The organism is Methanolobus sp. ZRKC4 (genome assembly GCF_045291305.1).
GTDB lineage: Archaea > Halobacteriota > Methanosarcinia > Methanosarcinales > Methanosarcinaceae > Methanolobus.
Genome location: NZ_CP146983.1, coordinates 1,525,869 through 1,538,931, shown reverse-complemented (window position 1 = coordinate 1,538,931; position 13,063 = coordinate 1,525,869). Strand labels below are relative to the sequence as shown.

Annotated in this window: 11 protein-coding genes and 1 pseudogene; 2 read left to right on the top strand and 10 right to left on the bottom strand. The window is 40.4% G+C overall.

The window, feature by feature from the left end; genetic code table 11:
• Positions 1-74 precede the first annotated feature (74 nt).
• From V7O67_RS08060 to mbhE, 10 genes are all read right to left on the bottom strand, one after another.
• Positions 75-1,610, bottom strand: a complete 1,536-nt coding sequence (locus V7O67_RS08060; RefSeq protein ID WP_342305362.1) for a cohesin domain-containing protein — start codon at positions 1,608-1,610, stop codon at positions 75-77.
• Positions 1,611-2,505: 895 nt separating this feature from the next.
• Positions 2,506-2,733 (bottom strand): hypothetical protein, encoded by a 228-nt coding sequence (locus V7O67_RS08055; RefSeq protein WP_342305363.1) that lies wholly within the window; start codon positions 2,731-2,733, stop codon positions 2,506-2,508.
• 7 nt (positions 2,734-2,740) lie between these two features.
• Positions 2,741-3,793, bottom strand: coding sequence for an L-threonylcarbamoyladenylate synthase (locus V7O67_RS08050; protein WP_406671399.1), 1,053 nt, complete (start codon positions 3,791-3,793; stop codon positions 2,741-2,743).
• Positions 3,794-4,234: 441 nt separating this feature from the next.
• On the bottom strand, positions 4,235-4,591 hold the full coding sequence (gene mnhG / locus V7O67_RS08045) for a monovalent cation/H(+) antiporter subunit G (protein ID WP_406671445.1): 357 nt from the start codon (positions 4,589-4,591) through the stop codon (positions 4,235-4,237).
• 11 nt (positions 4,592-4,602) lie between these two features.
• Complete coding sequence (locus V7O67_RS08040) at positions 4,603-4,866, bottom strand: cation:proton antiporter (protein ID WP_406671398.1); 264 nt, start codon at positions 4,864-4,866, stop codon at positions 4,603-4,605.
• Complete coding sequence (locus V7O67_RS08035; protein ID WP_406671397.1) at positions 4,863-5,357, bottom strand: Na+/H+ antiporter subunit E; 495 nt, start codon at positions 5,355-5,357, stop codon at positions 4,863-4,865. Before V7O67_RS08035 ends, V7O67_RS08040 begins: the two co-directional genes overlap by 4 nt.
• Positions 5,354-6,895: an NADH-quinone oxidoreductase subunit M gene (locus V7O67_RS08030; protein ID WP_406671395.1), complete on the bottom strand. Its 1,542-nt coding sequence runs from the start codon at positions 6,893-6,895 to the stop codon at positions 5,354-5,356. Before V7O67_RS08030 ends, V7O67_RS08035 begins: the two co-directional genes overlap by 4 nt.
• Complete coding sequence (locus tag V7O67_RS08025; RefSeq protein WP_406657044.1) at positions 6,892-7,320, bottom strand: NADH-quinone oxidoreductase subunit K; 429 nt, start codon at positions 7,318-7,320, stop codon at positions 6,892-6,894. Before V7O67_RS08025 ends, V7O67_RS08030 begins: the two co-directional genes overlap by 4 nt.
• Entirely contained in the window at positions 7,317-7,733 is a 417-nt protein-coding gene (locus V7O67_RS08020; protein WP_406657045.1) for a monovalent cation/H+ antiporter subunit B, read from the bottom strand. The genes V7O67_RS08025 and V7O67_RS08020 overlap by 4 nt, the downstream gene beginning before the upstream one ends.
• Positions 7,730-10,099 carry a hydrogen gas-evolving membrane-bound hydrogenase subunit E gene (gene mbhE, locus V7O67_RS08015; RefSeq protein ID WP_406671393.1) on the bottom strand — a complete coding sequence of 790 codons (2,370 nt, stop codon included), beginning with the start codon at positions 10,097-10,099 and terminating at the stop codon, positions 7,730-7,732. The genes V7O67_RS08020 and mbhE overlap by 4 nt, the downstream gene beginning before the upstream one ends.
• Before the next feature lie 284 nt (positions 10,100-10,383).
• On the opposite strand from mbhE, the pseudogene V7O67_RS08010 reads away from it, so the two are divergent.
• A pseudogene (locus V7O67_RS08010) lies at positions 10,384-10,953 on the top strand (transposase); the annotation flags it as partial.
• Between the two features lie 544 nt (positions 10,954-11,497).
• Positions 11,498-13,042 carry a group II intron reverse transcriptase/maturase gene (gene ltrA / locus V7O67_RS08005; protein WP_406671443.1) on the top strand — a complete coding sequence of 515 codons (1,545 nt, stop codon included), beginning with the start codon at positions 11,498-11,500 and terminating at the stop codon, positions 13,040-13,042.
• The last annotated feature ends 21 nt before the right edge of the window (positions 13,043-13,063 follow it).

Genomic DNA, 13,063 nt, shown 5'->3' with positions numbered 1-13,063 from the left:
GTCAGATAAAGAAAAAACCTTTTCAAAAAAGGTAAGATTCGTATCGTGTCCATAAATCATTCCTCTTGTAATTATTATGGTTTACCTTTCTCAAAGACACCTTTTATACAACATATTATCGACAGGGATAAAAAACCCATAAAGAAACCAAAACCAGGGGTTGCCTGTGATTCATCCTCATTTCCAGGTACATCCTCCCCCTCCAATACATCATCCTGGGACGATGCCAGCTTTTCCTTCATTTCATCAGGATTGACAAGTTTGAAAACAACAGGAACTTCACTTAGTCCTATAGCCACGGCTTCTTTGTTCATTGTCTCATAGATATCATTTATGAGGGACTTAATATCAACATCTGCCTCCTCATTTATATTTACCTCTAAGTATCCGTCAGGTGATAGTCCTGTACTCAGAAGTATGCCACTTTGCAAATAATCATCCACCTCATCACTTGCATTAAGGGATATAACGTATGAATCCTGGAAGTACCATTGCCAGCATTCCTTTTCAGTTCTTATCTGAGGTATCTTTCCGGCTGTGGCCACTACCATAGGATCATACAACTGACTTTCATTGTTCATGAAATCTTCAAGTTCCATCTTGTTTATTACCTGTACCCTTTGAATTAGTTGCTGCAATCCGTCACTTACATCAGAAACTGTGCCGTCGCCAAATTCCACAGGCACATTATCTATATCCATAGCCTGTGCCTTACGATCAATTATTGCATATATTTCATCGATCTCGGACTGGTCTACCATGAGAGGTTCGTAGAATATGACGGTCAGGTAACCGGCGGAGTTAGTGCCGATGGATATTATCTTACCCTGTGGAAAGAGATGCTGGCCTTCGAATTCTGTCAAAATTTCATTCTCCAGTATGAGACTGTTCTGTGACCAGGCATCCCCATTTAGTGCTACCCCGTTCCTTTTTATAATTTTATGGTCATCCGGATGGAAACCGAAGCTGTATGCATACCCTAATTGTTCCTCGTATTGCTGTTGAGAGGTCACTTTTTCCACAGTAGATGTTGATGAGCTACTGCTCGATGTACTTTGTGTGGGACGGTCCAAGTCAATTATGTCCAGGGATGTTGAAGTATCATCCGCTATATCCCCAACTACCAGGGAACTTCCGGTTGCTTTCCCGACAAGGTATTCTTTACTCTGATCCAGAAGCTTCGCTTCCACGAAGCTAAGACCGTAAACACCCTCAGTAATATCCTTTGTCTCGAATTCGACAGATATCAATGTTCCGCTTCCGGGTGCTAAGTTAGTTTCGTAAGCAGCAAATCCATAATTTATCGTGCCATCCCCATCATCACCACTTTCGGGCTCCACAAGTAAATCAGAATCGAAGATACTTCCTTTCGTAATATCGATTACCTCGAATGCAGCAGAATCATAATGTAACTTTATGTGTGCTGCATGTAAAAGCTCAACACCGGATTCCACATTAATATCCACATTAAATGTTTCACCAGGAGATAAACCGGTGTGTGATTCAGGAGAGATGAAAACAGATGCCGTTGCCGATACACTCCCGATAGCTGCCATCAGGACCAATAGTGTAAGGATTGAATATCTGAGATAGTTGCTAATACTCCACATTACGTAACCCCCGTTACAGTTTTTTAGGCGCCAAGGCCTAGTTGTTCAGTAATTAATATTCTTTTTTACTTATGACAATATATAGGTTCCTATTTGCATATAAAAAAGAGGGAAATAAAATAATAAAAGAACCATATAAAAATTATGAGAAATAATGGCCTCTGAGGCCACCTATTCCTCATTTTTGTTTTTGGTGGTACGCTTGGGGGTACGTTGGTACTGGTTCTTAATGAGAATCTGCTCTTATGTGCATAAAAGCTTGGAGAAATAATGATTCTCAATTATACATTCATTCTTACAGGAAATAAATTATAAAGAAACTATATTGTGGATTATTATTAAGTATTAAATTATCTAAATTTCAATGAATTCAATCACAAATAAATGCTTTTTATCATGCTTTTTGAAATTGTCTACTTAATATTTTGATAAAATTTTAGTATCAATCGATTACTTTCAAACATATTTAGCACCAATAATATGTAAAAAATAACATTATAAATAATAGTTCCAAATTTAAGAAACTGATCATTAGAAAGGAAAAAATCAGAATATTGAGATAAATCATAGAAAGTATATTCGAATCAATGGAAGAAGTACATTCCATGAAGAATTGTTAAAGGCATATGACCTAAAAACAGAGGAAAATTAAAAACAGAGGAAAATAAGGAACAGATAAAATATAATAACACTGTCCGTTATCTCCTCGCCGATTTGCTTATTGTTTGGTGGTACTTGATATAGTGGTACTAAGAACAAATATCGCCTTAAAAGATAAGGGAGACAAAGTACTACCACTATATCTTATGTGGTCTTTAAAGAAAATAAACGTTAGAGAAACTCTTTTGCGAAAGATTGTTTAGTACTTATCATAAGTTAAAAATGAATTTTTTAATCATTGTTTCAGTTGTTTCTTGGCCATAAAGCTGGTAAACGTGGTGTATCCAAATATTATTATACCCAGCCAGATTATTGGTTCGCCTATATCATCACGTCCAAGAATTGATAGTCCAAGACCGACACTGAGAACCAGTACATTGATCTTAAGCAACTTTCGGTTACGGAGGATAATACCAATATACTTTTGCTTTTCATTCATTTTATACTTCTTTTCTTTATTCATAGAACCACTACACTTTAATTATCATATCCGCAGCCTTGCGAACTCTGTTAAAAACAGCCATTCCGATTCCATCTGGCTTAAAAGAACCATCAACTATTATTACATCTATGTTTCTTTCATCGAGATACCTGAATCCAAAAAACAGATGCTTTGCAGCCTGTTCCGGCTTGTCTTTCTCACCAATGGAATATGACAGATGCACAGGAAACTCACTTTTGGACTCTTCTGTAAGAAGCAAGCCTGTTTTTGCATTCCTCAGACTAAAATCATCAATGAGCTCTTTTATTCGAGAAACTACGTTATCATGTTCCCCTTCAACCAGGATAACACCTGACTTCGGAGAATAATGTGTATATTTCATCCCAGGAGAGCGAACAGTCTCACTTTCCGGATGCACTTTATCATCATAAGCAACCTGCACCTCCCCAATATATGTTTCAAGCTCTTCCTTGCTTATTTTTCCAGGTCTTAGTATCGCAGGGATCTCGGAGGTCATATCAATGACTGTTGATTCAACTCCAATGGAAACTCCTCCCCCATCTATAAGTGCATCTATCCTTCCAGACAGATCAGACAAAACATGTTCTGCAGTCGTGGGACTTGGTTTTCCCGAAAGATTTGCACTTGGTGCTGCAATCGCTTTTCCTGCATATTTAATTAGTTCAAGAGCAATCTTATTTTCAGGAATCCTGACAGCAACAGTTTCTAAACCTCCTGTTGTTACATCAGGAACTATTTCCTTTCTTTCCATTATAAGAGTCAAGGGACCTGGCCAGAATATCTCCATAAGAATCGATGCCTTATCAGGGATAGCTCTGACAAGTTTCAAACAACTTTCCTTTGAAGCAACATGTACTATCAGTGGATTATCTGCCGGTCTGCCTTTTGCTTCAAATATTTGCATCACAGCTTGTTCGTTAAGCGCATCCGCTCCAAGCCCGTAGACTGTTTCAGTAGGAAAAGCAACAGTTCCACCTGCCCTTAATATACTGGCTGCCTCACGCACCTGGTCCTCGTAAGTTTTATCACTTATATGGAATACTCTTGTGTTCTTTTTCATAGTTCAGCGTTATATTAAAAAATTGACTTTGTTTTCAAAATGATTTTACCATAGACAATTAAATAGACTGCTGCCATATTGGACGATAATGCTCATAAGTTTTTTGTTGAACTATAACAAGAACCACTATAAATATAAGATGACAATTATGACATCAGATTGTGTATTTTATCCTATTGCGACATATACTTAGGCTGTGTCCTCATAAAACGGCAATACTTATATATGATTATTTCATTTACACACGCTGTGAGCGGGTCTGTTTTTAACCCCACTCCCACACTAACCCCCACTCCCCAACCCGCTCACGCTTAATAACAGGGAGTAAAATTAGGTTTTGTGGAAAAATATATATGCATCGAGTATGGGCATATACACTAAATAACAACTCAAAAAAAAGATAAATTGCTCTGGCATTACACCAGAACTTGTTAACTGTATTCACTCATTCTCATCTATTGAGCATGCAGATGAACATGCTTTGCCATATTCATCGATGATCGATTCTTCACAAAGACCTACACCATGCCTGTGAGCAGCACGACCTATCATATGGGCTGCTATGGGGGCCGTTAGCAGCAGGAATAAACCTACTGTTATTGCTTTCACACCCATTGGAGAAAAGCCGACTTTCAGCAGAATGCTTAACATGACTCCAAAAGCTCCCAGTGTTCCTATCTTTGTCGTAGTATGTAGGCGATTATACACATCAGGAAGCCTGGCAAGTCCAAGCATTGCCAGAAATACAAAGAAAAGTCCTATTATAAGAACAACATTGCTTAGCACTTCCAGAATCATTGAAATTGTGCTCAAAATACCACTCCTTCATCGAGATATTTTGCTATTGTTACGGTTCCCACAAATGCGATTATGGAAAGCACAAGTGCTACGTCCATGAAGAAGACAGAACCCTGATCAAGGGAATATACACCCAGCATCACAACTATTACTGTAGTCATTGCATCAAGTGCTATTACTCTGTCAGGTATTGTCGGTCCCTTTATTATTCTGTATATGCACGGTACAATTGCAAGTACCATGATAGATAGCGATAAAGTGAACATTGAAATCATTCGAATGCCTCCAGTACGTATTTTTCCAGATCGTCTCTGATCGAGTTAGCGACGCCTTCAGGGTCCGATGCATCGATGGCATGGACGTACAGGACTGATCTGTCGTCAGACATGTCAATTGTCAGTGTACCTGGTGTGAGAGTTATAGTATTGGCTATTGCAGTAATACTCATGTCTGTTTTTGTTCTGATAGGCACTGCAATTATGCCTGGTTTTATGTCTATTTTAGGTTGTAGTACTATTTTTGCCACCACGATATTTGCCTTTATGATCTCTTTGATAAGAACATACATATAGGTAGCCTGTGCAGGAATCTTCCTGATGGCCTTACCAAAGGAAAAATTCGTACCAAAATTGAACAGGGGTTTGAATGGCCTAATTATGAATGGTGCGATAATCACTCCCAGTACGAAGTTATTCACATCAATAGTACCATGGACAAAACACCATACAAGACCAAGTATGACTGAATAAGCGATGTATCTTTTCATCTGACCACCCTCGTGAGTACTGCTTCAATGTAAGGTTGCGGGTCAAGTATCTGATTTGCTGTTGCGCTTGCAAAGGCTATCAGCGGTTCTGCGTACAGTCCGAAAACAACAACTCCAAGTGCAAGAACGATTATCGGCAGAGCTATCAATGGGGATGTACCATGTGTGGAGTATTCCCCATGTTCATTAACATCTCTCTTCTCTCCCCAGAACATCAACAGCCAGGCCCTGAACATATAGAAGAGTGTAAATATTGCAAATATTAGTGCTATTCCTATTTCGAAGTAGTATTCACCGGTGATACCTGCATCAAACAGCACGAACTTGGCTATGAATCCTCCTGTAGGTGGCAATCCTGCAATGGACATTGCTCCTGCAAGGAACAGGAGTGCTATCATGGGGGAACTGTCAACCATTCCTCCCATTTTCCGCATGTCTCTGGTTCCTGCATGGTGGATAATGGCCCCAGAGCTGAGGAAAAGCATGGACTTTGCAATCGCATGGTTCACCAGATAGATAAGTGCTGCTGCGATTGCGTACACACTTCCAAGACCTATCCCCAGGAATACATAGCCTATCTGACTCACGCTTGAATATGCCAGCAGACGTTTCACATCTGTCTGTGCCACCGCGGAGATTGCACCGATTATAATGGTTGCAAGTGCCAGGTAGATTATTACAGGCTGGAATATGTAGAGTGTATCTCTGAAGATCAGGAAGAACACACGTAGCATACCGTAAGCACCAACCTTGATGAGTACACCACTCAGCATTGCGCTGATTGGTGAAGGTGCTGTAGGATGCACATCAGGCAGCCAGTAGTGCAATGGGAATATTGCTGCCTTGTTCCCGAATACCACAATGAACATAAGGGCGATAGCAAACACATGCCAGGGCATTGTTCCCGCAGCACTCATCTCGCTGAGTTTTACGGAAATATCAGCCATGTTCAATGTACCTGTAGTTGCATACAGTGCAGCAACGGCTATCAGCATGACGATGGACCCGAGCATGTTCAGCACAAGATACTTGAATGTCGCTTCCATCTTGTCGGAGCTTTTTGTAACTCCTCCGTGCTCGTTGGCAATTACAAGTGCACATGATGAGAGCAATAATATCTCGAAGAACACAAAGAGATTGAAAATATCTCCCGTCAGGAAAGATCCGTTAAGACCTGCTAACAGCAGGCTGAACAACGGGTAATATGTGGAACTCAATGATCTCTTCTCAATATAGTCCAGTGAGTATATCAATGACAGGAATGAGATGCATGTTGTGAGCACAACCATTCCCGCACTAAGCAGGTCCGCAACAAGCAATATTCCATACTTGGCCCACTCGCCTAATTCATATACCTGTATTCCTTCGTTCCACACCTGCAAAAGCAGCAATATACTCACTATGAACATTACAAATGAAACGGAAACACTCAGTACCTTCTGGATCCCTGGTTGTTTTCTCAAAAGGACCATGAGAGACGCCATCAATATTGGCGTGGCTATCAGTATTATAGGTAAGTGAGTATCCAGTGAGTTCATCCCCACAGCCTCCTGAGTTCTTTTATGTCAGTGGTGCCGTACTCCTCATAAATGCGATATGCGAGTATCAATATAAAGGCGGTTATTGCAAGGCTGATGACTATCGCAGTGAGAACCATTGCCTGAACAAGCGGATCGACGAAATCCACGGTGTGTCCCGGGGCAAGTATCGGTGCAAATATATTTTCCGATAAGGAATCCATGAATATAGTGCCGGTTGCTTCGGATGCTCCATGTCCGCCGTCATCGGTGATAATTGGTACCTTCGTTCCTGTGAAAACACCTGTGGAAACGATAAGCAGGTTAACTGCATGTGAGAGTATACTTAGGCCGATGATAACTCTTAATATGTCCCGGCGCAGGATCAGGAATGTGCCTATTCCGAAAAGGATGGCAATGGTTAATGAGAGCAATGTATTATTCACTTGTCATCACCTACGTTTTTGAAAATGAAGAGTAGACTTCCTATCACAACCAAGTAGACTCCGATGTCGAAGAGGCCTGCGGATACCAGTTCAATCTCCCCGAAAAAAGGAAGATGCAGGAATTCAACGGCGCTTCTTAAAAAGTTGTGTCCGAAAGGTAATGCTGCAAAGCCGGTCAGGGATGCGAGCAACAGACCAAACGCAAACCAGTTGCCCCAGTCTGGATTGAAAAAAGACTTGATGTAATCAAGCCCGAAGACAACATATGTCAATGCGATAACCGAAGCAAACATCACTCCTCCGATAAATCCTCCTCCCGGATTGTTGTGCCCTGCAAGCAACAGGGATATGGAAAAGAGAATCACTAAAGGTAAGCATATCTTTGTAACTGTTTTTGTAATGGTGGTGGTCATTCTTCCTCACCTCTGCTGTGGATCAGGTTATAGACACCAAATGCCGCCAGACAAAGTACCGCTATTTCTCCGAGGGTATCATAAGCCCTGAAGTCAACAATTATGACGTTGACAATGTTATGCCCTCCGGCAAGTGGCAGGCTGTTTTCTATGAAGTAGTGAGAAAGACTCTCAAAGGGAGAGACTATTCCCTGGGTGGCATTTATCATTATTATGAATATCATTGATGCCACTGTCACGGATATGAGCAGATCCCGAACAAGCATCTTCCTGGGGATATGCTCCTTGAACTTTTGTGGGATCTTCGCGATTGCCAACAGGAAGATTATAGTTGAAAGTGTTTCAACCAATACCTGTGTCAGTGCAAGGTCCGGAGCCTGCAGGTATATAAATAGAAGAGCTACCAGATAACCTAATCCTGAAAGGGATATTATCGCAGGTAGATATCTTGGTAGTAATGCAGCTCCAAGTGCTACTATTATCATGAACAGGAAAATTATACTTTCATATAGAGGAATATCAAAATTGAGATTTCCTGGTATCAGGCTTGATGCCAGCAATATTGCAGGTATTGCAAACATTGCAATGGTCAATAACAACAGAGCAAGCACATATGTCTTAATAGGACCGGGCTGCATCCTGTTAGAGAACTTTGAAGTTACGTTCTTTGCATTATCCACAGCTGCATCATAATAGTAATTGACACTTATCCAGGGATACCTTGCATTGAACCTGTTCTGCCATTCTGCAATCTTTCCGTATTGCGTGTAGGTCAATATTCCAAGTGCGAAGGTGACGATCGTCATCATAAGGGATGTGGTGAATCCGTGCCACAGTTTTACATGCAAATGTGTTTCCTCAAGCAGTATTCCTGAAACTGTTGGATCTATGAAATTATGGACTGGTATTGAAGGTACAAGTCCAAATAGTATTATAAGCCCTGCAAGGAACATCGCAGGTGCAAGCATTATCATGGATGGATCGTGTATGTGCTCTGGCAAGCCTTTTGAAGGTCTTTTTCCAAGGAATATGCCGTCTATGAGTTTGATGGAATATGCAAATGTGAACACACCACCAAGCACTGCAAGTGCAGGAATGAGTATGTTATACGGTGAACCGAGAAGTGCCCCCATCTCAACAGATGCTTCATAGAACATCTCCTTGCTTAGGAAACCGTTTAGTGGCGGTATTCCTGCCATGGACAGAGCCCCAATGACCGCCAGGATGAATGTAATCGGCATCTCCTTTCGTAATCCGCCCATTTTTGTGATATCCCTGGTAGCTGTTTCATGAGCAACTATACCTGCTACAAGGAAGAGACATGCTTTAAAGCTTGCATGGTTGAGCAAGTGGAAAGTTGCGGCAGCAACTCCTATGCCCGGGTGATGGAGGGTCGTATAACCGTACATCGTCATCAGGTAGGCAAGCTGGCTGATAGTCGAGTAGGCAAGAATTCCTTTGATATCTGTTTGGCGGAAAGCCAGAAAGCCTGCCACAAGCATGGTGATGATTCCTACACCGCTTACAAGAATGAACCAGGCTTCTGTTCCGGAAAATATTGGGTGTATCCTTGCTACAAGATATATACCTGCCTTAACCATTGTAGCGGAGTGCAGGAAAGCGCTTACAGGGGTTGGTGCTTCCATCGCATTTGGGAGCCATATATAGAAGGGTCCCTGTGCGGACTTGGAGGCAGCACCTATGAGGATCAGGAAAAGTGTGATAATGAAAAGTTCGTTACCTTTAATGAATTCTATCGTGGATTCGCTGTGCAGAATAGTGGGAATATCAAAAGTTCCCGTCATAGCGTGAAGAACCAGGAAACCTGCAAGCATGAAAAGGCCGCCAGTAGCTGTAATCAGCATTGATTTGGTTGCGCCGTAGACAGACATGGGTCTGTTACGCCAGTAACCGATTAGCATGAAGGATGTAATACTGGTAAGTTCCCAGAAGATGAAAAGCTGGATAAAGTTGGCCGAAAAAACCATTCCAAGCATTGAGCCCATGAAGAAAAGAAGCTGCTGGTAGTAACGTGGTAAGTCTTCTCTTTTTGACATGTATCCATTGGAGTAAGACATGATGATCACACCAATTCCGGATACAATGAAACCGAACATGACACTCAAGCCATCGGCATAGAAAGAGAGATTTATACCCATTGAAGGGAGCCATTCTATAGAGCTCTGAATAGTCTCCCCATGAATTATTTCCGGTGCAGCCTGAGCGATCAATAATAAACTCAGGAATGCAACAACGGAAGCGTACCACCCGATTTTATCCTTTAGAAGTTTTTCAATGGCAGGCAATATACCGGCCAAAATGAATGGCAAAAAAACCGCTAGAGTAATTGCTGTAAACGAATCCATGCCATTCTTAATTCAACTACCTATATATAATGTTTTTTAATGAGAATGATTATTTATGATGAATAGGTGCATATTAGTATCAAATGAATCATTATAAAAACATATTTTGAAGAAAAATACGAAATGTTTATATAAGATTATTCAGTAGCCACCGACTTAAAAATAGACAGGATAATGGCTCTGTAGAAAACCTACTTCACATTTTATTTTAGCATAATAATTTAAAAAGGATAAATCCCCTGATTATTACTTGCGATAGAAACACAAAAGGGGATGATTGTGTTTTGCCTAACAAGTACTTAAAGTTTGTTGATACAGCGCTAGCTGTATCAGGAAACTCACACCTTCAGATTTACAGTTGTAAATATTCTAAAAGAAAATATACTCAGCACCAGCTATTGACATTGGTTTTGTTAAAAGAATATCTTGATGAAGATTATAGAGATATTGTTGAACTTGTAGAAGTGATGGATAAAGTTAAAGCAAGAATTGGATTAAAAGAAGTTCCACATTTTACTACACTGCATAAATTCATTACAAGAATTAAATCTATCTACTTCACTGGATTATTGCAGCAAACACTAAAACTATTCTATTCACGCGGAGAGCAGATAGAGATTACTGCTATTGATTCAAGTGGGTTTACTAGTGGCCACTGTAGTTACTATTATTCCTGGAGAACAGGAAAGAAACGAAGATCTTTCCTGAAAACAAGTATCTCTATTGATACTGCAAAGTTCATTGTTACTGGTTTCAAGATATCAGGTAAGCCTGTGCATGATGCAAAGCATGCAATGAAATTACTGAAGCAATGCCACAAAACTCGTAGATCAAAGTACTATGTAATGGACAAAGGTGTGTGACAAGAAGTTGCAACATGAATTGCCATGCGGCTGCTCCTTCCATTCGGAGTAATCCTACAGTGGAATGCGCTGATGGTAACATTGGGGTATTAAGCCCACTGGACAATGTGGAAAGTAAGGAAGTCCAATTCTTACCGACTGCTAGGATAAGGAAACTATGAAGAGTATAATGCGAACCATCGCAAGGATTGTAAACATTAATAAGCGAAACGGACTGTAACGCTTAAACCAAAAGGTATAGAATCAGACTACGATGGCTTCCTTTACATTGTGGTGAATGGACAAAAGGTTCTCGGTCTTAAGATGGCTTCTAAGGTTTCCACAATTTATTCACGTTGTAGAACTTGGTAAGTCCCACGTGCTCCTATTAACAGGTAGGAATTTCGTGAGAAATAACAATGGCACAGGGGATATAGGAAGCGGTAAAAAGCGAATGACATCCTGTAACTGGATGTATAGAGGTTCCAAATTTGCCTTGGTCCGAAAGGACGCAGACTTATCGCAGGTATTCTATTGTATGAACGGAGGCAAACTTATGAATGTAAGATATTCAACGACACTTTCAGGTGAGAAACTTACAGACATCAGACACTCTCTCCAATGGGATTTTATCGATTGGAAAAAAGTGGAGTGGAATGTTAATAAGCTGCAAACCAGAATTGCAAAAGCTGTTAGACAAAGAAAGTGGCACTTAATTAAACGACTACAATATCTTCTGACCAAATCTTTTCATGCCAGGTTACTGGCAGTGAAAAAGGTAACCCAGAATAGAGGTAAAAAGACAGCCGGAATCGACGGAGAAAAGTGGACAACACCTTTATCCAGGACAAAAGCTGCCTTAAGCCTGTCGTGTAAGAACTACAAAGCCAAACCAATGAGAAGAATCTACATCGAAAAGTATGGGAAGAAGGAGAAACGACCATTAAGTATCCCAACAATGCACGATAGAGCAATGCAGGCATTACATGCACTTGCGCTAGATCCGATTGCAGAAACAAATGCTGACAGAGCCTCTTTTGGCTTTCGCCAGAACAGAAGTGCTCATGATGCTTGTGAGCTCTTGTTTAGTTGTCTATGCAGGAAACAATCTGCTCACTGGGTGCTTGAGGGCGATATAAAAGGTTGTTTTGACAACATAAATCACGATTGGTTATTGACCAATATTCCCATGGATAAGTCAATACTCAAGCAATTTCTTAAAGCAGGGTTTATTTATCACCGACATCTGAATCCTACGAAAGTTGGTACTCCGCAAGGAGGCATCATATCTCCTATTTTAGCAAATATGACTCTAGATGGCATTGAAAATACAATAGCTGCTAAGTATCATACAACTAAAACAGGGATAGTCGCTAAAAGTAGACACAATCCCCACAAAGTCAATTTTGTGAGATATGCAGATGACTTTGTTGTCACTGCTGATTCAGAAGAAGTGGCTAAAGACATTGCAAAATTGATATCGGCATTCCTGAAAAAAAAAGGTCTAGAACTATCGACAGAAAAGACTCTTGTATCTCATATAGATGAAGGATTTGACTTTTTGGGTTGGAATTTCCGAAAATATAAAGAAAAACTCATTATTAAACCATCGAAGAAATCCATTGAGAAAATCACTACGAATATAAGTGATGTTATCAAGAATGGTAAGGCTTGGTCTCAGGAATCCCTTATCCGAAAACTCAAACCTATTATTTCCGGATGGACTGGGTATCACCAATCAGTTGTATCCAAAGATACATTCAGTAAACTTGATTACAAGTTATGGAATATGCTTTGGTCATGGGCTAAGAGGCGACATCCTCACAAGTCTCATCGATGGATTGCCAACAGATATTGGCATCATGTTGGTTCTAGGAAGTGGGTATTTTCTGTTAATGACTATAAGCTCAGACGTTTCTCAGACACGAAGATAATCAGACATCCATGTGTAAAACTTGATATGAATCATTATCTCGATAGAGAATACTTCAAATGGCGAAGAAGTTATCTAAAAACTCGGAAGAATGGGAACTACACAAACAAACCTAACTATTCTGGACTAACTGGAACATGGAAGAAAATAGTTAGTCAAATGTATTGAGTACCACAAAAAAAAAGTCAA

Coding starts and splice junctions, on each gene's coding strand:
- V7O67_RS08040 (WP_406671398.1), bottom strand. CDS start 4,866: ATGATTTCAATGTTCACTTTATCGCTATCTATCATGGTACTTGCAATT.
- ltrA (WP_406671443.1), top strand. CDS start 11,498: ATGAATGTAAGATATTCAACGACACTTTCAGGTGAGAAACTTACAGAC.
- V7O67_RS08055 (WP_342305363.1), bottom strand. CDS start 2,733: ATGAATAAAGAAAAGAAGTATAAAATGAATGAAAAGCAAAAGTATATT.
- V7O67_RS08020 (WP_406657045.1), bottom strand. CDS start 7,733: ATGACCACCACCATTACAAAAACAGTTACAAAGATATGCTTACCTTTA.
- mbhE (WP_406671393.1), bottom strand. CDS start 10,099: ATGGATTCGTTTACAGCAATTACTCTAGCGGTTTTTTTGCCATTCATT.
- V7O67_RS08030 (WP_406671395.1), bottom strand. CDS start 6,895: ATGAACTCACTGGATACTCACTTACCTATAATACTGATAGCCACGCCA.
- mnhG (WP_406671445.1), bottom strand. CDS start 4,591: ATGATTCTGGAAGTGCTAAGCAATGTTGTTCTTATAATAGGACTTTTC.
- V7O67_RS08060 (WP_342305362.1), bottom strand. CDS start 1,610: ATGTGGAGTATTAGCAACTATCTCAGATATTCAATCCTTACACTATTG.
- V7O67_RS08035 (WP_406671397.1), bottom strand. CDS start 5,357: ATGAAAAGATACATCGCTTATTCAGTCATACTTGGTCTTGTATGGTGT.
- V7O67_RS08050 (WP_406671399.1), bottom strand. CDS start 3,793: ATGAAAAAGAACACAAGAGTATTCCATATAAGTGATAAAACTTACGAG.